Consider the following 23,400-nt stretch of genomic DNA (forward strand, 5'->3'; position numbering starts at 1 on the left):
ATGAGAAATCATGGCGGCCCTTTTTGTTTTCAGTTTTCATATTGTATTTTCATTATCTTTAACCAGATGAAAGCAATATTCCTCAGTATTATTTTCTTTTCAATTACGATTTCATTTACCCAAACGTCTCCAGTAATTCATTTGGATAATGAAAATTTAAGCAATTCTTTTGCTAATAAAACTTCCATTTTAGTATTGGATGAAGATGATTTATCAGCCAGCCAAGTTTTAAAAATTCCAGATAATCAATTTGTAAGTGTAGATCAAGAGATTATTAATTTTGATTTTACAAATAAAACGTATTGGGTAAAATTCTCGGTAATTAATAATTCCGATTTTAAAGAGTTTTATATTGAGACTGCAAGGGCAATAACGAATAAGGTTAATTTATATGAGGTTGTAAATGGCGTCGTAGTTGATAGTTCTTTTAGTGGTGATGATTATCCCTATGCCATTAAAAAAATTGGACATCGAAAAAATTTATTTCAATTAAATCTCGATAAAGGAGATACAAGTACGTTCTTATTGAAGATGGTTAGTGATGGAGAAATGCTATTCTTCCCACTTTATATTAATAATAAAGCAGCTTTTCATACCCAAGATTTTAAAGTGCAATTTACCAATGGTTTCTATTATGGTTTAATCAGTTTAGTCTTTATCATTTATTTTTTCTTCTATATTTTTTTGAAAGACAAAAGTTTTTTGTTTTACATTTTTTATGTGTTGAGTCAAGGTTTATTACAGTTTTCTTTGGATGGTTATTCTCATCATCATTTTTTTAGTCAAGGAGGTTATTTGACGAATCATTCGTTACTACTTTTTGCGGGAATAACAATTGTGTTTTTATTGCTCTACGTGAATTCTTTTTTAGACTTAAAAAAACGTTTTCCAACTTTGAGGAGGGTCTTTATTGGTGTGGGTGTTTTTGTAATACTAGGAATGGTATTGGCTCTTTTTGTTGGTCCCCTTTATGTTATTGCCTATCCGATCATCAATCTTTCAAGTTTATTCGCGATAATAGTCACTGTTTTTTCTGTTTTATATATTCGTGCAAAGGGAGGTAATGTGGATATATTTTTCACAATTGCCTTCATTGTATTAATAACAGGGGCAGTTATTTTTATCCTGGGTAACTTTAACTTGGTTGAAAATAAGACATTTACTTTAGGTGCGCTTAAAATTAGTTCAGCATTAGAGTTTGTAATTTTGAGTATTTCAATGTCTAATAAGTATGGTCAATTGCAGCGTGAAAAAAATCAAGCGCAAGCAATCGCGTTAAAAAGATTAGAAGAAAAGAATACGCTGATGGACGAGATAAATGTCAAATTGGAACAGCAAGTATTGGAGCGTACCAAAAAAATTGAGGAGCAAAACGTCAAACTAGCCGTTATTAATGATGAAATTGTCAGTAGTATTAAATATGCTAAAAGAATACAGGAAGCCATTTTACCAGCTAATGATTATGTCAAAGCATTAATTCCTGATTCATTTGTCTATTATTTGCCTAAGGATGTGGTGAGTGGGGATTTTTATTTTGTTGAGAAGATATTTACATCCAATTCAACAGTGAATGGATATACTTTAATTGCAGCGGTTGATTGTACCGGACATGGCGTACCAGGTGCATTTTTGAGTATTGTCGGGAATAATTTATTGACGGAATCTCTCACAGAAATAAATGTAAATACGCCTGCAGAAGCACTTGATTTTTTGAATGTTGGATTAAGTAAAACACTGAGACAACAGCAGCAGCAAGATGATGCTGTGAGGGATGGTATGGATATTTCCTTATGTGCAATAAGTGAAGATCGTAGTCATTTGATGTTTGCAGGTGCCAAAAATCCAATGTATATTGTTCGAAGAAAAGATGCAAATGGTAATTTTGTTCTTCCTGAGCATGCCGAATTAAGAATAGAGACCAAGGATTTAATTCTTTGCGAAATTAAGGGCGATTCGCATCCGATAGGGAATTATTTTGACAATACATTACGACCATTTACCAATCATAAAGTAGACCTAATTGAAGGCGATATAATTTATCTTTTTAGTGATGGTTATGCTGATCAATTTGGCGGTCCTAGAGAGAAAAAATTTACTTACGGAAGGTTTAGAGAGCTATTGATTAAAATAAGTCAGTTACCCGCTAACGAACAGGAAGAAAACATTCATGAAACACTTGTAAATTGGCAAGGTGATACCTGGCAATTGGATGACATATTGGTTATTGGGGTCAAGGTTTAATCAGAATCAAAACGATTCAATTCTACCTTTTTTTAACTAGCCTCGAGCACTTTGTCCAACGAAGCTTTATGCGTAATTGGATCTAACACTGCCTTCGCATAAAGCTACTATAGTTGAGTAGCGACTTGTACTGAGCGAAGGCGAAGTAAGCGTTCTATCGGCTAAAACCTTTTGCCTTCTGCTTTGCCTTTTTATATTACTAGCGTCTCAAACCAATTATCTAACCCCTATCAACGAACCTCCTTAATTTCCTGTAATTTCAAATTCAGTTCTTCTATTGTCTTGTCTTCCTTGCACTGTAGAATTTTCTGCGACAGGTTTATTAGAACCGTAACCAACTGCTTTCATTCTATTCGCAGCAATTCCTTTTGCCGTTAAATAAGTTACTACCGCATCAGCTCTAGATTGAGATAGTTTTAAGTTGTTTGGAGCAGATCCAGTATTGTCTGTATGACCTGATAGTTCAATTTTTAATCCTGGTACATCCTTCAATAATTGTGCTAAACGATCTAATTCTGTATTCGACTCAGATCGAATTTCAGACTTGCCTGAATCGAAGAAAACGTTGCGCAAAGCAATTTTACTACCGATCTTAATATTCTTCAGTTCTATCGTTTTATTGACTAAATTATATGCACTTCCACTTGCGATATCAAAGTTTTCTGAATGGAAAAGGTAACCATCAGCCTTTACAGTTATGCCATAGTTGGCGCCAGCGTTTAGCGATAATAAAAATTTCCCCGTAGCACTATTCGTTGTGAATGATTCAACTACTTTTCCTGTACCATTATCTGTAATGTCAATGACCGCTTCTACCGCTTTTTTAGTGATAGCATCAATTGTAATACCTTTAAATACAGTCAAAGATGCCATACTTGTTACTTTAACTTCTCCTACAATTTCAGGATCTTGAATCGGTTGTGCAATCGAAGCCAATAAATAATCTTCCGTTGCTAATGAAGGTGCTTTTTCATCCCCCCAGAAAGTTACCTTATAAATGTCATAACCGCCTTTGCCACCATCTCTATTCGATGTGATGAAGGCAAACTTACCATTTACTGTTGCTGCAAAAAAGAAATCGTCATAAGGCGTATTTATAGGTGCGCCCATATTCACTGGTTTTCCCCAGCCTCCACCGTTTAACTTTTCTGAATAGAAGATGTCATATCCACCCATCGAATTGAAACCTTCTGAAGCGAAGTACATTGTTTTTCCATCAGGGTGCATATAGATCGGTCCATCATTAAAATTAGAACTTACTCCTTGCTCCATTCTAGGCAGACCATAAGATCGCTCTCTTTTTACCTTAACACCTGACATGAAAATATCATAACCATTTACGCCACCTTCTTTGTCTTTTGCAAAGTATATCGCACGATCGTTATAATCGTATGCCGCATAACGTTCGTTCGATTTGAAATTAATATCACGTGAAAAACCAACTGGATCGGTCCAAGTATCACCTTTTAAGAAAGATTCATAAATATCTGTATTTCCTGCACCATTGTCTTTACTCATTAACATTTTAGTACCATCAAAAAATAGATTGTTCGAAACATCATCACCCTCCGTATTTATTTTTCCTTTTAAAGCTTGCGGTTTAGACCATTTATTATCGTTGTATGTTGCTGAATAAATATCATTATCATAAATTCCCTCTTCGTTTGGTGTATGCGAATTCGGACGGTTAGACGTGAAAATAATTTCAGAACCATCCATTGAAATTGAAGGGGCAAAATCATCAAATTCGGTTGAAAGTGAAGGCACATGATCAATCCATGCTCTAATCGGTTGGTCAATCAATGCGATTGCAGATTTACATTCTACTTTTCGCTGCTTTACAAACTTTGCAAAATCATCTGCTTTTTTATATTCAGCCTCAAATTTGTCGTAAAAAGTAACGGCTTCTCTAAAATTGCCTTCAAACTGATTGACTAATCCCATATAATAATTCATAAACGGATCAACCAATGGGTTTAATTCGTACGCTTTTTTGAAATATGGAATACATTTAACACGCGAAGTAGAGTAGGCGTGACAAACACCCATTTTAAAATTCAATTCTGCACTGTTTGGGTTGAATTTATATACGGTTTCAAAATGTTTCAACGCTTTAACAAAAAACAATTCCGGACTCTTTACCATAAAAGCTTTTTCGTTCCCTAATTCCCATTGCTCTAGTCCTAGTTCGAAAGTCTCTTTGGCAGCTTTAAAGCCTTCTTTGTCTTCTTTAAAATTACTTGCTTTAAATTCTATATCCTGTGCAAATGATGGTATAAGGATGAATGTGAAAGCTATTGTGAATAATAATATTTTCATGATCTTAATTTCTTTTTATAAAACTTTATTTGGGATGCGTTTAGTTCGAACAATTGCCTGATTGGTATTGTTTTGCAAGTTCAGAACCTAATTCTTTACCTTTATTCCAATCTCCACAGGCACCTTCCAAATCACGTAACATTTCTTTTGCCATTCCCCGATTAACATAAGCATCTGCCAATTTTGGATTCAATTTAATCGCTTCGTCAGCATCAGCTTTTGCTTTTTCATAATCGCCTTTTCTAAAATGAGCACCTGATCTATTGGCATAAGATGTTGCATGTTTAGGGTTAATGGCTAAAGATTTAGTGAAATCATTGATCGCATCGTCAACACGATCCATTTTCATATGGGTTACACCGCGGTTGTTATAAGCTAAATAAAAATCTTTATCAACACTTAAGGCACGGTTGAATGCTTCAAGTGCCGCTGGATATTGCTTTAACTTTGTTTTTGTTGTGCCTATATTGTTTAAGACAAAAGCCAAATTCGGATTTTTTCTCGCTGCTTCTTCATAGTCTTTTAATGCCTCCGCATACTTTTCTAACATTCTAAAGCAAGATCCTCTATCATTATATGCTTGTGCATCCTCAGGTGAAAGCATAATTACTTTTGAGAAGTTGGCAACAGCATCAAAATAGTCTTGCTGCATGAATTGCATCGTTGCATAATTATAATAAGGTTTCGGATTTTTAGGATCTAATTCAATGGCCTTCAAATAATTTTTCTCAGCATTGATATTGTCATTTAGTCCTTGATAAGCCAGTGCCAATTGGAAGTATGCTTTTGGATAATTGGCTTTTTTGACCAATAAGGCATCTAACGTTTTTACAGCATCTGCGTGTTTTGCAGCGCTTATTTCGGCAATGGCCTTATTGTAATAAGCTGGTGTGAAATTAGGATCGTTGGTAACAGCAATTTCAAATTTTGCGATTGCTCCCTTATAATTTTTTGATTTAAATAAACTGATGCCTTCGTTATAAGCCGTTTGCGACAATTCAATGGCCGCATTTGATTCATTCAAGTGAGAAATAGAATCTCTATAAAATTTTTCTTCTGGCGTTAAGTCATCATCTTGAGCAAATAATAAGGTGCTCACGAAGCAGAGGGTTAAAATAAGGAAAGTTTTTTTCACGTCAAATGTTTTAGTTAAAGACTATGAAAATACTTTAATTTATCTAGAAATCACCGTAGATTAAAGCATATGTTATTAACAATCTATTCAAGATTGCGATAAAGAAACGTTGGTGCCGCTTAATTGTTAGGCTAAAGATCGAATTTTATCCATGATGTCAAATGCAATTTTATTAGCTTGCACTTTTGTCGCACTTTCCGAATAGATTCGAATGATTGGCTCCGTATTACTTTTTCGTAAATGTGCCCATTCGCTACCGAAATAAATTTTCACACCATCAGTGGTATCAATTTCTTGCGTTGGATATTCTTTTTGAATAGCACTTAAGATGCTGTCAACATCCATTGAAGGATCAAGTTCGATCTTGTTTTTAGATATATAGTAATCAGGATAAGTTGCTCTTAATTCTGAAGTTTTTAATTGCTTTTTAGCAAGTAGTGTTAAGAATAAACCAACACCAACTAAAGCATCACGACCGTAATGACTTGCTGGATAGATTATTCCTCCATTACCTTCACCACCAATTACAGCATTGGTATCTTTCATCTTTTGAACGACATTAACTTCTCCAACTGCAGCAGCTGAATAATTACTGTTTTCATATCTGTCAGTTATTTCACGCAATGAAATAGTTGAGGATAGATTTGAAACGGTATTCCCTGGTGTGTTTTGTAAAACATAATCTGCTACAGCAACCAAGGTGTATTCTTCTCCGAACATCGAACCGTCTTCGCAAACAAAAGCTAAACGATCAACATCAGGATCGACTACAATACCCAAATCAGCTTTTTCTTCTTTAATTTTTGCAGCGATTGCTGTTAGGTTTTCTGGAAGGGGTTCTGGATTGTGTGGAAATTCTCCCGTTGGATCACAGTATAATTCGTGAATGACTTTCACGCCTAATGCGTGTAACAGTGCCGGAATAAATATACCTCCAGATGAATTAACAGCATCTACGACAATTGAAAAATTGGCTTTACGTATAATTTCAGCGTCCACTAGATCGAGATCAAGGACTGCATTGATATGTTTTTCTAAGTAATTATTATCCTCTCTAACTGTTCCCAGGTCATCAATTTCTGCGAATTCAAAGCTTGCTTCTTCAGCTAATGCCAATATCTTTTTTCCTTGTTCGTCATTAATGAATTCACCTTTCTCATTCAATAATTTTAAGGCGTTCCATTGCTTTGGATTATGACTTGCCGTGATAATTATTCCGCCATTTGCATTTTCAAGTGGTACAGCAATTTCAACGGTAGGTGTTGTTGAAAGATTAAGGTTTACAATATTGATCCCTAACCCTTGCAAAGTAGAGATGACTAAGTCTTGTATCATCTTTCCGGATTTTCTCGCATCTCTTCCAATTACAATGGTTGGTTTGATATTAGGGTTGTTTTCTTTGATCCAAACCCCGTATGCAGCAGCAAATTTTACCGCGTCTATAGGTGTTAGTCCCATACCTATTGGTCCGCCAATTGTACCTCGAATTCCTGAAATTGATTTAATTAAAGTCACTTGTTATGTTTTTATTTATCTACAAATATAAGTTAAAACCTTGATGGTAATATGGAGATTTTGAGTTTTTTAGGAACACCCATGGTTAGTAAAAAAAAGTATTTTTTTCATAATTAGTTAAGTATTTATTATAATAATTTGTATTATTGCATCGATTCTTAGTTAATAGGATTTCATTTCACAACAAATTTCAAGAACTAGATTTTCAATCTACTATACATTCGAACCAAGATATATTTATGACTGATGCTTCAGAGCTAAACTCTAAGAAGGTAGCTGAATTAAGAGAAATCGCCGCAGAAATGGGGATTCAAAACACAAAAACATTAAAGAAACAAGAAATTGTAGATTTAATCGCTGGGAATAACAAGGCAAATACCGCTGATACTCCTGAAAAATCAAATGATAAACCGGTTGAAAATAAAACGAGAAAGCGAATTAAACGCGTTCCTGAACCAGTTGAAAAGAAACAAGTAAAAGAGGATTTATTTTCAACGGTTGATGAAGTTAAAGAAGTTGTAACGGAAAAGACGGAGGAAAATAAACCTCAAGAGCGTAAGCCACGAGTTAATAAAACTGAAGACAATACAACTGAAGACAATAAATCTGAAAAGAGTGAAAACGTTAGAAGGCCACAACGCAAACCTAATCCGGTAAGACAAAAAAGTCCGAATGAAGGACCAAAGGCGCAGAATAACGATCAGAATTCACCACAAAAATCAGAAAATCCAAATAGAAACCCCAACCAAAAACCTCAACAGAGAAAGGATCGGGAGAATAGCGGGTCAAATGATCGTGAGAATTCTAACAATAACAACAATAATAACGCTCCTCAAAATCCAAATAAACGCCCTCAAAATCCGAACAGAAAAAAAGCTGCTGAAGATTTTTATGGCTATAATTTTGATGGTTTAATAATTAGTGAAGGTGTTTTAGATATGATGCAAGACGGATACGGGTTTTTGCGTTCGTCTGATTATAACTACTTAGCTTCGCCAGATGATATTTATGTGTCTCAAAGTCAGGTTAAACGTTATGGTTTAAAAAGAGGAGACACCGTAAGAGGTGCTGTAAGACCACCGAAGAATGGAGAGAAATATTTTCCATTAATCAGTGTGGAAAGTGTGAATGGTAGAGATCCAAGTTTTGTACGTGATCGTGTACCATTCGAATATTTAACACCACTTTTTCCGAAAGAAAAATTTAAAATTACAGGGCATAAAAACGAATCAATGTCAACGAGAGTGATGGATTTGTTTGCACCTATAGGTAAAGGACAAAGGGGTATGATTGTCGCGCAACCTAAAACGGGTAAAACGGTTTTATTAAAGGATGTCGCGAATGCAATTGCTGCTAATCATCCAGAAGTTTATTTGATCGTTCTATTAATTGATGAAAGACCTGAAGAGGTAACAGATATGGCGCGTTCGGTAAATGCCGAGGTTGTTGCATCTACTTTTGATGAGCCTGCTGAAAAACACGTAAAATTAGCCAATATCGTTTTAGATAAAGCGAAACGTCTAGTTGAATGTGGGCACGATGTTGTTATCTTATTAGATTCAATCACACGTTTAGCAAGAGCTTATAATACTGTTCAACCAGCTTCTGGTAAGGTTCTTTCAGGTGGTGTTGATGCGAATGCATTACACAAGCCGAAAAGATTCTTTGGTGCTGCAAGAAAAATTGAAAATGGTGGTTCATTAACAATTTTAGCTACAGCATTAACTGAAACTGGATCTAAAATGGATGAAGTTATCTTTGAGGAATTTAAAGGTACCGGTAATATGGAATTACAATTGGATAGAAAAATATCTAATCGCCGTATTTATCCTGCTATTGATATTACTAGTTCTGGAACAAGACGTGAAGATCTATTGATGAGTAAAGAAGCTCTACAACGTATCTGGATCTTAAGAAAATATCTTGCTGACATGAATCCTGTTGAAGCAATGGAATTTATCAAAGAAAGAATGACTGGAACTTTATCTAACGAAGAGTTTTTGATCTCAATGAACGGATAAATTTATCTTTATTAAAAATATTAAAAACCCGTTGCATGTGTATGTGATGGGTTTTTTTATGCTCGAATAAATAACCAGAGGATTACTATTCCAAGTATTACACTGATTAGAATGTTGAATATTCCGATGAGAAAAAGATCGGCCTGAAATAGTTTTACAGTGTCATGACTGAATGTTGAAAAGGTTGAAAATCCACCGCAAAAACCGATGGCTACAAGATATTTTAGCCATTCATTTGCTGCAATCTTCTCTTTATAGGTGAATAGAATGAATCCTAGAATGATACATGCAAGGGTATTGACAATTAAGGTGCCTACAGGAAATTTTATTTTATCAGAAAATTCGGCTGCCCAGTGTCCAATACTAAAGCGACAGATTGATCCAATACCTCCTCCAATAAATACTAAAAGTAATGTCGTGCTATTAATCATTCATCTCAATTTGAGCAAATTTTAACTTTTTACTAAGCCAATATACAAATCCAGCAATAACAATACCCAATATTGAACCTCCAATAATATCTGCGGGGTAATGAACGCCTAAATAAATTCTAGAATAAGAGATTAAGGCAACAAAGGGTATGATGAAAAACCAATAATTTGAGAATCGTCTAAAATGGAAGAGGATATAGCACCCAATAGCTGTTGCTGTGCTGGCATGAGAAGAAACAAAACTAAAAGTTCCACCTCTATATTCTTCACCATTTGGTTTAATAACAGTATGAACGAGATCGCCAATTTCACTATTATGCGTTGGGCGGTATCTTTGGAATACTTCCTTAAAAAGCTCAACAGAAATTCTATCGGATAATAAAATACAAACCGCCGTACCTAACATAATGACCAATACAAATTTGATATTCCCTTTTTTATAGGCAAACCAAATAAAAAATAAGTAGGGCAGTACCCAAATACCGATTGAACTGATATACCACATTATCGGATCAAGCCAATTGGCATGTAATCCGTTTAAGAAAAGAAATATTTGTCTGTCAAATTGCTCTAAAGTCTCAAGCATAGCTCGCAAAGATATTATTTTTTTAGTTCTTAATTGAGCAACGTATTTAAAGGTCTTAAAATTGTGTTTAATTAAGTTGAATTTATTGCGGATTCTCCTAAAGTGTTATATTTACTGACAAGACGACCAATCTAAATTATTAATACTATGAATTCAAAAGGGATAACTACGCTTGTGATTTTTTTATTATTTTCAATCGTAGCACTTGCTCAACCAGTTGGTTATGGCTATGGGAAGTATATCTCTTTTCAAGATTCTTTAGTAGAAGGAGGTGTCGATTTTACTGACTTTACAATTCTAGTTAGTTTGGTTGATGACGACTTGCGAACAGTCGCTAATGGCGGTCATGTAGAATCTGCAAATGGATATGACATTTTATTCACTTTAGGAGATTGTGCAACGCAGTTAGATCATCAAATTGAAAGATATAATCCTTTAACGGGCGAATTTATAGTTTGGGTAACATTGCCTGTTTTATATGCTGCTCAATTGACCAATATCCATATGTATTATGGGAATAGTGGTGTGGTTGCCGATCCTTCTACAACCGACGTTTGGGGCCCTAACTATGCTGCTGTTTGGCATATGAATCAGTCTCCTGATTTGGCTGCACCGCAATTAATTGATTATACAGCCAATGTGAATGACGGAATAGCGAATGGTGGAATGGATGCTGCAGATTTAGTGGCAGGTAAAATTGGTTATGCGATTGACTTCGACGGGTCGAATGATTTTTTTGATTGTGATGATTTACCATCAACAGACCCTATAGAAAGTATCACCTTCTCTGCTTGGATTAATAGTGATGCGTCAAATGGGCATATCATTAATAAGGGGGGCGGATGGTCTGATGATGGTTACAGTATGTTTCATTTAAGTAATCAAATACGAATTGAATTACAGCGTTCAGGTGAAAAGGATATTGTTGATAATAGTGCACCATCGAATGGTGAATGGCATCTTATTACAGTTGTTTATAATTATGATACAGGATTGATTCAATGTTATATTGATGGCGTTGTAAGTGGTACAACAGGTTTGCATACTGGTCCTATGGGCAACCCTGCCGAACATTTAAATATTGGAAGAAAACAGAAAAATGCTTATTATTTTAATGGTCGAATTGATGAAGGACGCGTGATTCATGAATATAGAACAGGAGATTGGATCTTAACAGAATACAATAATCAAAACAATCCAAGTGATTTTTATGCCATTACTGCCGAATTTCTAGCAGGTACTTTATGTGATTTATTGCCTATTGAATTGTTGCATTTTAATGCTTTCTTATTTGATGAGAATAAAGTGCAAGTTGATTGGACAACTGCATCGGAGATTAATAATGATTTCTTCACTATCGAACGATCATTAGATACAGAAAACTGGGAAGAAATAGCCATTATTGATGGGGCAGGAAATTCGACAAGGAAAATTGATTATCAGTATTTAGATCAGTTGGATTTAAGAGGAATCTTTTATTACCGATTAAAACAAACTGATTTTGATGGATCCTATTCTTATTCTGGAATTGAAACGATAGATTATCGATTAAATTCGAGCGATTCAAAACTGACCGTATATCCAAATCCCTCTAAAAACACGATTGTTGTAACGGGGTATAATGGTGTTTATTTTGGAGGGCATGTATACAATACGCTTGGCCAAGAAGTGACAGGAAGAGTTTCGTTAATGACTTCTGAACCTTCAAAATTAATGCTAAATGTGGCGGCCTTATCGCCTGGATTTTATATTCTTGAAATTGGGGAGAAGCGATGTAAATTCCAAAAGTTATAAAGGTTGTTATTTTTTATGTAACTGATTTATTGATCTAACTTATATATAATTAAAAGCTTATGAAAAATCTACTCATTCCAGTGTCAATCGGTTTATTCTTTTTATCAAGTTGTAAAAAAGATGAAATTCCTGAAGATCCATTAGAAAGTAAACAAATAGAATTTTCATTAAAGTTTGATGAGACATTACCGCGCTTAGGTAATTTTGGTGAAGAAGTTGAAGTTGCAGCAGGCAATGCAGCACAACATCCTGAAATGGAAGAAGTGAGTGTGCATTATATTGAGTTTGCACCCAATGCAACGACGCCTTTAGGTGCTGGTCAAATCGTTTATAAAGGAACTGAAACGGAAGTGGGTGGTGCAGCAGCTGTAGATTTTGACAAAGCTCCTCGCTCTGGTGAAGATGAATTGTTTTTATCCGTTGACCTTACAAAATTGGCGCCCGGAACATATACTTGGTTACGTGTTTCTTTGACTTATCAAAAATATGTGATTCAATACCGTTATAATAATCCGCCTTATTTTGAAGATTTAATACTAGACGGTACTTTGGCTTCTTTTGTTGGGTTTAATACTTATATAAAAAGTCATACAATTAAGGATTCTGTTCGCGTTGTGAATGCAAATAAAGCACAAGGATATTGGGCTTTCGAAACGGGGTTAATATATGCAGGTGTACCTTATGGTTCTGTTAGTTCTGGTGATGGAGCTGGTGTGACTGTAGTGAATCCAATTAGCGGTACAAGTCCTGTTCCTCCAGGTTCATGTGTGGTTACAGGGGAGTTAAGAGAACCGCTCGTAATAACCGGAAATGAGACTGATAATGTTCAAGTGGTTTTAGCGTTTTCTATCAATAATTCATTCGAATGGGAAGAGGTTATTGAAGATGGTTTATTCGAACCAGGTGAAGGGGAACGAGTTGTTGATATGGGATTGAGAGGTTTGCATCCTTATGTGAAATAAAATTTTGAACCATTCAAGTCTTTTATTGTACAGGATAAAAACATGAATTATGATTTCTATTCCAACACCTTGTCATGAGGATTTTACCAAAATGACTAAAACAGAACGTGGTGCATTTTGTCAAAAATGTCAGATTGATACTTACGATTTTAAGCAACTGTCTGCAAACGAAATTAAGTCCGTTTTACTCAAAGAAAAAGGAAATCATATTTGTGGTCAGTTGAATCAAAACCAAATAAGTGAATTGAATGCATCTTATTTAGTTTGGCGGAACAATCGACCAAGAACTTTTCAGAGTAGATTTATATTCGCGCTTTTATTGGTTTTTGGTTTATCTCTATTTAGTTGTGAAAATGGAAATGCTCAAATGCTTGGCGAGATAGAGATCATTCAAGAATTGGGACGCATTGAAATCGATTCGACTTATATTAATGCACAGGTAATGAATGAGGACACCGTTAATTTAGTGGAGTATTTGAAAGAAGGCCCGATAGATTCTGTTCCAAAAATTGAAGCTCCTCATCAGATCCTCTCAGGTGTTCCAGCTATTGTTCCAATTGAACCTGAACCAACGGTTTTTTTAGAGAGTGAAATAGAAATGAATATCGCTGGTGGAATGGTTGCTCCTGATAATTTTTATCATTATTTAGAGGATACATTGACAAGTTATACTTTGCCTACACTGAATGTAAAAGAATTAAGGCATTCTGCTGAAACGTTTGAGTTGTTTGTTAATCCTAATCCTGTTATTTCAGATGCTCAGCTTATTTTTTATTTGGCAGAAGAAAAGATGATAGAAATAAATGTATTCAGCTTAACCGGAGCTTTTGTCAAAACACTTTACCAAGGTGAATTGATGCAGGGTGAGCAAGACATATCCTTTAATTTGTCCGATTTATCTAAAGGGACATATATCATAGCTGTAAAATATGATGATAAAGTTGGTACAAAAACAATTCTCAAAAAATAACTTATTTTCTTCTCAGTTGCGTGAAATTCAGACCTAGACTTTTTTCAAAGAATCTTATTTGTTTAAGTTCAGCACTTGTTACAATACTTAAAGAAAGACCTGATTTACCACCACGTCCAGTTCTACCACTTCTATGAACGAAATATGCATCTTTTGCAGGCATCTCATAATGCACAACAAAACTTAAATTCTCAACATCAATTCCTCGCGCTGCAATATCAGTAGCGATAAGAATTTGAACTGTTTTATTTTTAAAAGCCCGCATTGCTTTTTCCCGATCTTTTTGCAATAAATCACCGTGAATAGGTGCTACATTAATTTTGCCTGCAATTAATTGATCGTTTAGTTTTTGTGCCGCTGCTTTCGTTTTACAAAAAATTATACCTCTATTCGTACCTTGACTGGCAATGAATTCTTTTAGAATGTATAGTTTTTCATGCCCTAAACAAATAAGGAATTGGTGGGTAACGTTTTTATTGATTTTATTCTTGTCTGCAGAAGTGAATTTAATGGCTTCTGGAGAAAGGTAAGTATTTACAATTTGTTTGATGTCATCAGGAATAGTCGCTGAAAAAAGCCAGCGTCTGTCTACATTTCTTAATTGCATCAGAATTTCTTCAAGTTCTTGCTTAAACCCCATGCTTAACATTTCATCCGCTTCATCTAAAACAATAGTATTAATTTGTTTTAAATCAACAGCGTCTCTTTTGATGAGGTCGATTAATCGACCGGGAGTTGCGACTAAGATATGTGTTGTGCGCTGAAGTGCTCTAATTTGTTCGTTGATATGTGCACCACCATAAACACATTCTGTAAATATTTTAGGTAGAAATTTACTGTATTTAAATAGTTGCTTCGCGATTTGTTGTCCAAGTTCTCTCGTAGGACACAGTATTAGCGCTTGTATTTTAGTTTTTGACGGGTCTATTGCTTGCAGAATTGGCAGTCCATAAGCAGCAGTTTTACCTGTTCCTGTAGCCGCTTGACCGACTATGTCAACCGATTTGTTTAGTACAGCCGGAATTACCTTTTGTTGAATCTCAGATGGCTTTGTAATTTCTAAAGCCTTAAGACCTTTTACAAGCGCATTATTAATTCCTAATGATTTGAAATCGTCCATAATCAATTACATTTGCAACAAAAGTACGGTTTAACCAACGATATTGACTCGCTTCTCGTTTGAATAATTAGAATTCATTGTACGAATTAGCGTAAATAATAATTATATGAAGAGAATAACAATATTAATTTGCTTGAGTTTTCTGTTTTTTGGGTGTAAAAAAGTAGAGAAACTAACACAGTTCAATATTGATTTTACGGAAGAAATTGAAATTTCTCCTTCATATCCGTTGAATCTTCCTTTTAACTTGATTACACCTAATGTTGAAACCAATTCAGAAGCTGAATTTGCCGTAAATAACACGAGAAAAGATCTTGTTGAAGAGATAAAACTGCTAGAATTAAAATTAACTTTAAATGGACCATCCGAGGGGAATTTTAACTTTTTAGAATCAATAGAGCTTTTCTTAAATGCTGAAGATTTACCAGAAGTTAGAATAGCTTGGGCGCTAGAAATTGGCGATATGGCAGTTAAAGAATTGATATTAGAGACTTCAGACAACGATTTGAAAGAATATATTAAAAAAGATAAATTCACATTACGTGTTAATACTGTAACTGACGAGGTTATTGATGAAAAACACTATATCGAAATATATTCGAACTATTTTGTTGACGCTAAATTGATACAGTAATCATGGAGATTTCAGAATTAGATGGCCGAAATAGGAATGATGTAGCATTGGATCTTTATGTTGGAGTTGTTCTTAAGAAAGATCAAGTATCAGGAGAAATTACCGATGGTATTATTACCAAAATATTAACGAATTCCAAATTCCATCCCCACGGAATAAAAGTGCAATTGGATACTGGTGAAGTGGGTCGCGTCAAAGTCATTTATGACGAAGATTAGATTTGTCTCAACATTTAAATTTCTTTAAGTTTTTTCGCGATTCGAATTACTGCGTCGCCATCGATTTTGTGAAATAATGACATTGAATTTTGCATTCGAGATCAAACAATTTAAAAATCAGCTGTTTTAGTAAGAAGATTTGGTATATTTACTGTCAAAAATTAAATTATTTTGTGATGAAAACTGCTCTTCTTGTATTGATGTTATTAACTGGTGTTTTGGGATTTACGCAAAGTAGATGGGGATTTGGCTTAGATGGAGGAATTGCTAATTTATCATATAACCCAAGTGCGGAATATACAACTTATTCTCCTGGCTATTCTGGTCAATTAGAACTTTACTATGAGACGGATATTCAAAAAACATTTGGACTTATTGTTGGATTTAATGGTGTTTTAAATGCAAGTCAATTAATTTTTGAAAGAACAATAGCTCCGAAGCCGACTTCAGAAAATTACGATTATACTAAGGTTAATTCCAAATTTCTTTATGTTGGAATGCCTATACTTTGTGTATGGCATCACGATAAATTTTCAATTGCAGGAGGTGTAAATATTTCATATTTAGCAGGTGTTACAGAACGTGTTCATCAAAAATACAATTACCGTGTAGATACTATAATTACAGATTTTGATAAACCTGTTTATGATAGAAGTGGTAGAAAAAATTATGATTTAATAGATTTTGGTGCCCGTTTAGATTTGAATTATTGGGTAAGTCCATTGTTATCTATTTATTTAACTGCCTATCAAGGTCTAAATAATATTGATAATCTAAATGATGCGGAAAATATGAAATTTACTACCGCTAGAATTGGTGTCAAAATTAATCTAGTAAAAGATAAAAGACCGGAGCAATTGATTCCTGAAGAAGAGGTAGAAGAAATTGAAGAAGTAGAGTAGTGGGTATAAAGCCAATTAATATTGCTCAGAAATTCGACAAATTTTCGGACGTCTGGAGTCCTAAAATCGTCAGTGAATTAAACGGGCAATTTGTGAAGTTAGCTCGTTTGAAGGGGGAATTCGTTCGACACCAGCATATTGATGAGGATGAATTGTTTTTTGTTATTGAAGGCGTATTAGAAATAGAATTTGATACAAATACAATCACATTAAACCCTGGTGAAATGGTAGTTATACCAAAAGGAGTTTATCATAAACCTATCGCTGAGCAGGAGGTTAAAGTGATGTTATTTGAACCTAAATCGACAATCAATACGGGTGATATTAACAGTGACCTTACCAAGGATCAATTAGATCGATTATAATATTTAACAGTTTTTTAGATAACTGTTATTTTGTAATGCTTTTGTTCGTTACTAGTTAAAAACTAGTATATTGTTTCTGTTCAATTTTGAAACATTATTATTTAATATTACTATTCTGGCTATGAAACTTAGAAAGCATTTTATATGTCTAGTTGCGTATGCAATTCTCTTCAATTTTTCCCATAATATTTCTGCTCAAGTTGTAGGACCATATACAGGAATCGATTATGCAACTGATTATACCAATCCTATTGAAGGGCCAGCTTGTGGAAGTATTGCAGGTGTGAATGCGGCAATAGGAGATGCGGATTTTGCAAATGGTGCTGCGGATATACCGATAGGATGGCATTTCTCTGGCACTTGGTCAAGTGGGAGTACCTATTTTGACGGAATAGGAGATGAGTTATTATTGGTTTCTTTGCATACATATGATGAATCATGGAATGTCGCATTGCGATTGTCAGATGGGACCACTACTTCCTACCGCTTATATGATTTAACTTTAGTAACATCAAATGCACTTGGTTCATTAGCTACATGTGGAGGTGTTGTATTAGGTTTCAATTATGAACGGCCATCACAATTGGTTGATTTTGCGGATTATATTATTCCACCGGGTGAAGGTGTTATTGGTGTTGTTTTTGAACCACTATCGGATGGTGCTGGACCGCCCGATCCACATGGCGTACTTGTCTTGGAAGGAACGCGTATTATTCCGCCTTGTGCTGATTTAGAAACATCTGTTTCTGCTACTGAAATTTGTGAAGGAGAATCAGTTGTTTTAAGTGCGTCTTCAACATTAGGTGGAACCGTTTCTTGGGATGGTGGAGTTGTTAGTGGAATAGCATTTGAGCCTCCTGTGGGATCAACAACTTATACGGCAACCAGTGATGTTGAAGAAGATTGTGATTTTACAGTAACAATTATTGTGAATGAATTGCCAATTGTTACAGCTACTACAGATAATAGAGAAATTTGTTTAGGACAAAGTTTTACATTGACAGGAGGTGGTGCAACAACGTATGAATGGGATAATAGTATTGAAGATGGAGAAGTTAATACTCCAATTGCTGCTGGATCTACAATTTATACGGTAATTGGAACGGATGATAATGGTTGTGAAAGTATGGCTTCAATTACTGTGAATGTGCTTGATTGTCCAAAAAATGTTCCAGGTTTTATTTATGATCCTATCGTTTGTATTGGGGATTGTGTTGAATTACAGGATACCAGCACGGGTCCTACGATATCTACATGGGAATGGGAATTTAATGACGCTGTAGATCCAACAACCTCTGCTGAGCGGAGTCCTTTGATTTGTTTTGATACATTGGGTGTCTTTGATATTACGCTGACCATTACGAGTACTTTTGGTGTGGAAGAAACGGTAACGCGATCGGTTACTGTTTATCCGTTGCCTGCTTTAAATACCGAATTGGATACGATAATTGATCTAGGTGGTACTGCAGATTTGATTGCAACAAGTATGATTGATGGCGAATATACATGGTCTCCTGAATACAATATTACCTGTAGTGATTGTCCAATAACAACGGCAAAACCTTCAGAGAGTACAACGTATAAAGTCGATTTTATAGATGTCAACGGTTGTCCTGCTTCAGATACAGTATTGGTACTTGTTAACTTTATTGAAGGTATTGGTGTACCAACCGCATTTTCACCGAATGGAGATTATGAAAATGATGTCTTATTCGTTAAAGGGGAAGGATTGGCTTCAATGTATTTTGCGATTTATAATAGATATGGAGAATTAATTTTCGAAACTTCCGACCAAAATATAGGATGGGATGGAACCTACTTAAATCGTCCGCAGAATCCGGGTGTGTTTACTTGGATACTTCAATATGAGTTCCTGACAGGGAAAAGAGGAAAACAAAAAGGAAATACTACTTTATTTAGATAACTTAAATTCGAATAAAGTACCTATAAACAAAAAAGGTTGACAAATATTTGTCAACCTTTTTTGTTTAATGTTTTTAAAGATAAAGGATTATCCTTTGCTTACTTTTTTACATTTTAAAATGGTATGAAACTCACCCACTTCATCAATATCTTCTATAACTTCAAAACCAACAGCTTTAATAATATTAATCATATCACGAGAATGATACATTTTACTATTACCATTTGCTATGGCTGTAAAATAAAGACTCGTTCCATGTAAAGAGTAAGCAGCAGCAAAATCTTTTTGTCTGTCCCAGAATAAATCTTGGATATAAACAACTGCATCGTCTGAGATATTATTATAAATATTCGTTAAGATATGCCCAATTTGTTCTTCTGAAAAACAATCTAAAAATTGACTCATCCAAACTGCATCGGCATCACTTGGTAAAGCTAAGTCTTTGCTTAAAACATCGCCAACTATCCCCGTAATTCTATCTTCAAAACCTAATTGTTTAATATTTTCTTTCGCTTTTTCCCATTGTTTCGGTAAATCGACAATTGTCATATTTACAGTAGGATTATACTCGCAACATTTAATACTCCATTTACCAGTGTTTCCACCAATGTCAAGCATGTGCTTATGATCTTCTTTGAATACAATTTTTAATGCTTCAGGAAAAGCTCTATCTGAATAATAGTGATCAAAATCGAACCAACTCTTCTTCATCGGTTCTTGCATTGCACTTAGATGAGGATAAATAGTTTTATCATTAATGCCAATTTCATGTAAACCTGCCGCTTTTTCTTCTAGAATAGACTCTTCAAGGTGGAACATCGCTTTATAACAAACATCGTGAGTAAAGTTAATATTAACTTCTGTAGCCTCGTCAAAAAGTAAATGGTAGCCCATTTTTGTCAATGTATAAACATCATCCTCTTTTAAATAAACAACACCAATTGTCAAACCAGTTTCCAGTAACATGTTTACCCCATAATAAGGTAAGCTCAAATTTTCTACAATTTGCTTTGAAGTAATACCGACCCTTCTTTTCTTATAAACTTCTTTCAGGATACCAGTCGATTTTAAAACTCTTGCAGCTTGAAACATCATTGGATAAAAACTCAATTTTTGAATTTCTTCTTTTGCTTCTCTGGCATTTAAATTGTCTATATAATATTCTTTTAACATATTCTTATTGCTGTCTTTTGTGAAAGATCTCGATTTTAAAAACATAAAAATAAGTTAATTTTCTTAAAAAACTGGGCTCAATTCTTTTTAACGCACGCGGTTCGAATCATTTTTATGATTCAAGTCAGATTTTCGATGCTTTTGAAGTGAATTTAAACTCAATAATTGAGCATTTTTAAAGGTGATGTAAAACGAGGTATAAAAGAATCAATCCACCACCATAATCTATCTGTTATATTGGTTTTAGGTACAGTGTATTCGGTAAAGTGATTTCGCTAATTCAACAAGAATCAATTTCAAATTAGAGCTTAAACTTCTTTTTCGTATTGAAATCGAATATTGAATGTTGTTCCTTCATCAACCGTACTTTTGAGGTCAACAAAACCTCCAATAGCTTCTATTTGATTTTTAGTAATGAATAAACCTACACCACGTGAGTCTTTGTTCTTGTGAAAGGTTTTATACATGCCAAACATTTTATCTTTATTCCGCTTTAAGTCAATTCCCAAACCATTGTCTTCAATATGTAGTTGCAAATATTCTTTACTTTTTACAATATGTAATTTGATAAAACTATCTCTTTCTTCAGAACGGTAACGAATTCCATTGGTTAAAAAATTGAGTATAATACTGTCTAAATAAGCCGGTACTCCAAGAATTTTAATGTGCTCATCAACTTGGTTAATTATCTCTACATTGCCTTCAAGTGCGCTGGATGAAACTGTTGCAATCGCTTTGTCAATAACTGGTTTCAATTCAATAGGTTGCAATTGTTTTAACTGGTTGTCACTAAGCATTGCAACTTCAGCAAGGTGGGAAACTGTTTCATTCAAATTGTCAGTTGATAATTGTATCAATTTAAAAACTTCGTCGTCAGCTAAATCAGGCTTTTCATTGGTGAATAATTTCATCAGTAATGAAAGATTTCCAGAATGACTCCGCAAATTATGAGAAACAATGTAAGCGAAATTTTTTAAACGATCATTTTGATTTTTTGTTAATTCCAAAACGGTTTCTAAATCCATTTTGGCCTTTCTAAGTGGTGAAATATCGACTGCTATTCCTAAGAAACCTGTTACCTTATCTTGCAATTTAATAGGGGTGATATTAAGGATAACAGGAATTTCTTCACCATTCTTGTGTACATATGTCCACTCGTTTAGATCGGTTATTTCTTCTAATGCAATGGTTTTGAAAATATCAAAACCTTCAATTTTTCTATTGAATTTTTCACTTAAAAAACGGCCTTTTTCTATTAATTCAGATGTCAAATGGACAATGGCAGGAGAGCCCTTTTTTACCATCTCTGTAGCCACATGTCCTAATAGGTTTTCAGCCCCTTTATTGAATGATTGTATCGTACCTTCTAAATCTGTTTCGATAATGGAAACCGTCGTACTTGCGGCAAGAACTGCTTGGTTTTTTGCCAATAAATTTTCTACACGAATTTGTGCTACTTTCTCCGGTGTAATATCAATGATTTGCGAGACAAAATTCATGATATTGCCATTGAGGTCTTTTACTACTGAAACAGAAAGGATAATATAAACGATAGATCCTGATTTATGGATATAACGTTTCTGCATCTGGTAAAAATCACGTTTACCACTTATGAGTTCATTTAATAAAGTTAGATCTTTTTCTAAATCTTCTGTATGTGTGATGTCTTGAAAAGTTAATTCTACTAACTCTTCTTCAGTATAACCAACAATCTCACAAAGTTTCTTATTAACTTTTAACCACTCTCCATTCTGTCCAATCATAGCCATACCAATGCCGGCATATTCGAAACTTCCTCTAAATGTTTCTTCACTAATTCTTAATTTCTCTTCACTTTCATTTCGGAGAGTCAAATCCTCAATATATGACCAGATTTTTCCTTTGTCGTTATCGTTTATTTTGATCAGTGAGCCTGTTAATGCTATTGGAAATCGTGTGCCATCTTTTCTAATATACTCCTTGCGAAAAGTTTTATAGTATCCGAATTCATCTAGTTGTTGAAGGGCAATTGTTTCTAAAGGTTCATATTCTTTTGGTGTTAAATCCCAATAACTCAGCTCAAGGAATTCGCTTTTTGTATAGCCAGTAGCTTCAAGTAAAATGTCATTAACATCTAAGAAAGTACCCGTTTCAGCATCATTTAATGCTAAACCGATTGGAGAAACATCGAATTGTGCTTTAAGAAGGGCGGAATTGTATGCTTTTTCTTTTTCCGCATTATGTTTTTCTGATATGTCCCTACCTGAAAAGAAAATCGTTTCCTGATTCCTATTGGCTTCCCATTGAATTAAATGTTTTGAACCGCTGGTATTCTCCATATAATTATTGAAATGAAAATGGGAAATTCCGTCACTTTCATGAATACGTTTCAGTGCCAATTCTCTTTCACTTTCATTTGTGATAAAATTGAATATCTCAAGTCCAACAATTTCTAATTTTGTATGTCCAAAAAACTTACAACTTGATTGATTAGCTTTGATGATCTTTCCGTCATTATCGCAAATGATGATCAGGTCAGTATTTTGATTGAAATATTTTTCGAGTTCTATTTGCTTTTGTTCAAGTTCAACCTTGTTTTTTCGTAATTCAAGCAAGTTTATTACTTGTTTCGCTAATAATTTTAAATCATTTATTTGATCTGTAGTTAATTCTGTTGGTTGATTGTCAATTGTACATAGCGTACCAATAGCATGTCCAGATTCACTAACTAATGGGACACCTGCATAGAAAATGACATCAGGGGCGTTGATAACAATAGGATTGTCAGCAAATCTTTCGTCTTTTCTCGCGTCTTTAACAATAAAAACGTCATTGGGTTCGTTGATAGCATGTGCACAGAATGCTAGATCTCGAGGTGTTTCCCTAACATCTATTCCGTGATGAGATTTAAACCATTGGCGATCCGAATCAATTAAGCTAATTAATGAAATTTTTGTACCGCAAATACTCGAAGCCATTTGCGTGATAAAATCATAATCCTCCTCCTCAATTGTATCTAAAATATTATAGGCCTCTAGTGCAGCTAACCTTTCTGCTTCGTTTTCAGGTATGTTGGGTTTTTTCATATTGAAATGCGCATTGATCTTGAAC

At 34.5% G+C, this 23,400-nt stretch carries 18 protein-coding genes; 10 read left to right on the forward strand and 8 right to left on the reverse strand.

Features of this window, described 5'->3' with window-relative positions:
• Window positions 1-66: 66 nt before the first annotated feature.
• Window positions 67-2,241, forward strand: coding sequence for a 7TM diverse intracellular signaling domain-containing protein (locus T367_RS0100760; protein WP_027418133.1), 2,175 nt, complete (start codon window positions 67-69; stop codon window positions 2,239-2,241).
• Window positions 2,242-2,484: 243 nt separating this feature from the next.
• Here the strand turns inward: T367_RS0100760 and T367_RS0100765 are convergent, their stop codons facing one another.
• From T367_RS0100765 to glmM, 3 genes are all read right to left on the reverse strand, one after another.
• On the reverse strand, window positions 2,485-4,560 hold the full coding sequence (locus T367_RS0100765; protein WP_027418134.1) for an OmpA family protein: 2,076 nt from the start codon (window positions 4,558-4,560) through the stop codon (window positions 2,485-2,487).
• 40 nt (window positions 4,561-4,600) lie between these two features.
• Window positions 4,601-5,659, reverse strand: coding sequence for a tetratricopeptide repeat protein (locus T367_RS23500; protein WP_051568256.1), 1,059 nt, complete (start codon window positions 5,657-5,659; stop codon window positions 4,601-4,603).
• A 162-nt stretch (window positions 5,660-5,821) separates the two neighbouring features.
• Window positions 5,822-7,210 carry a phosphoglucosamine mutase gene (glmM, locus tag T367_RS0100775; RefSeq protein WP_027418135.1) on the reverse strand — a complete coding sequence of 463 codons (1,389 nt, stop codon included), beginning with the start codon at window positions 7,208-7,210 and terminating at the stop codon, window positions 5,822-5,824.
• Between the two features lie 239 nt (window positions 7,211-7,449).
• On the opposite strand from glmM, the gene rho reads away from it, so the two are divergent.
• Window positions 7,450-9,231 (forward strand): transcription termination factor Rho, encoded by a 1,782-nt coding sequence (rho, locus tag T367_RS0100780; protein ID WP_027418136.1) that lies wholly within the window; start codon window positions 7,450-7,452, stop codon window positions 9,229-9,231.
• Between the two features lie 56 nt (window positions 9,232-9,287).
• Here the strand turns inward: rho and crcB are convergent, their stop codons facing one another.
• Window positions 9,288-9,662, reverse strand: coding sequence for a fluoride efflux transporter CrcB (crcB, locus tag T367_RS0100785; RefSeq protein WP_027418137.1), 375 nt, complete (start codon window positions 9,660-9,662; stop codon window positions 9,288-9,290).
• Window positions 9,655-10,248, reverse strand: a complete 594-nt coding sequence (locus tag T367_RS0100790; RefSeq protein WP_027418138.1) for a phosphatase PAP2 family protein — start codon at window positions 10,246-10,248, stop codon at window positions 9,655-9,657. The genes crcB and T367_RS0100790 overlap by 8 nt, the downstream gene beginning before the upstream one ends.
• Before the next feature lie 147 nt (window positions 10,249-10,395).
• Between T367_RS0100790 and T367_RS23505 the strand changes: the two genes are divergently transcribed.
• From T367_RS23505 to T367_RS0100805, 3 genes are read left to right on the forward strand one after another with little or no spacing between them, the layout of a single operon-like run.
• Entirely contained in the window at window positions 10,396-12,042 is a 1,647-nt protein-coding gene (locus T367_RS23505) for a DUF2341 domain-containing protein (RefSeq protein ID WP_051568257.1), read from the forward strand.
• Between the two features lie 59 nt (window positions 12,043-12,101).
• Window positions 12,102-13,004: a hypothetical protein gene (locus T367_RS0100800; protein WP_027418139.1), complete on the forward strand. Its 903-nt coding sequence runs from the start codon at window positions 12,102-12,104 to the stop codon at window positions 13,002-13,004.
• Window positions 13,005-13,053: 49 nt separating this feature from the next.
• Window positions 13,054-13,974 carry a T9SS type A sorting domain-containing protein gene (locus tag T367_RS0100805; protein ID WP_027418140.1) on the forward strand — a complete coding sequence of 307 codons (921 nt, stop codon included), beginning with the start codon at window positions 13,054-13,056 and terminating at the stop codon, window positions 13,972-13,974.
• Between the two features lies 1 nt (window position 13,975).
• On the opposite strand, the gene T367_RS0100810 is transcribed toward T367_RS0100805, so the two are convergent.
• Window positions 13,976-15,094 carry a DEAD/DEAH box helicase gene (locus T367_RS0100810; RefSeq protein WP_027418141.1) on the reverse strand — a complete coding sequence of 373 codons (1,119 nt, stop codon included), beginning with the start codon at window positions 15,092-15,094 and terminating at the stop codon, window positions 13,976-13,978.
• Between the two features lie 106 nt (window positions 15,095-15,200).
• On the opposite strand from T367_RS0100810, the gene T367_RS0100815 reads away from it, so the two are divergent.
• The 5 genes from T367_RS0100815 (at window position 15,201) to T367_RS0100835 (ending at window position 19,137) form a co-directional block, all read left to right on the forward strand.
• Window positions 15,201-15,728, forward strand: a complete 528-nt coding sequence (locus T367_RS0100815) for a hypothetical protein (protein WP_035841979.1) — start codon at window positions 15,201-15,203, stop codon at window positions 15,726-15,728.
• A gap of 2 nt (window positions 15,729-15,730) precedes the next feature.
• Window positions 15,731-15,946, forward strand: a complete 216-nt coding sequence (locus tag T367_RS0100820; protein WP_027418143.1) for a YwbE family protein — start codon at window positions 15,731-15,733, stop codon at window positions 15,944-15,946.
• A 176-nt stretch (window positions 15,947-16,122) separates the two neighbouring features.
• On the forward strand, window positions 16,123-16,848 hold the full coding sequence (locus tag T367_RS0100825) for an outer membrane beta-barrel protein (RefSeq protein ID WP_084274260.1): 726 nt from the start codon (window positions 16,123-16,125) through the stop codon (window positions 16,846-16,848).
• Window positions 16,849-16,940: 92 nt separating this feature from the next.
• Window positions 16,941-17,213, forward strand: coding sequence for a cupin domain-containing protein (locus tag T367_RS0100830; RefSeq protein ID WP_316930837.1), 273 nt, complete (start codon window positions 16,941-16,943; stop codon window positions 17,211-17,213).
• A 121-nt stretch (window positions 17,214-17,334) separates the two neighbouring features.
• Window positions 17,335-19,137, forward strand: coding sequence for a T9SS type B sorting domain-containing protein (locus tag T367_RS0100835; RefSeq protein ID WP_027418146.1), 1,803 nt, complete (start codon window positions 17,335-17,337; stop codon window positions 19,135-19,137).
• A gap of 87 nt (window positions 19,138-19,224) precedes the next feature.
• On the opposite strand, the gene T367_RS0100840 is transcribed toward T367_RS0100835, so the two are convergent.
• On the reverse strand, window positions 19,225-20,355 hold the full coding sequence (locus T367_RS0100840; protein WP_211252675.1) for a methyltransferase: 1,131 nt from the start codon (window positions 20,353-20,355) through the stop codon (window positions 19,225-19,227).
• 263 nt (window positions 20,356-20,618) lie between these two features.
• Window positions 20,619-23,375, reverse strand: coding sequence for a PAS domain S-box protein (locus tag T367_RS23510; RefSeq protein ID WP_051568258.1), 2,757 nt, complete (start codon window positions 23,373-23,375; stop codon window positions 20,619-20,621).
• Window positions 23,376-23,400 lie beyond the last annotated feature (25 nt).

Origin of the sequence: Crocinitomix catalasitica ATCC 23190 (genome assembly GCF_000621625.1) — a bacterium.
GTDB lineage: Bacteria > Bacteroidota > Bacteroidia > Flavobacteriales_D > Crocinitomicaceae > Crocinitomix > Crocinitomix catalasitica.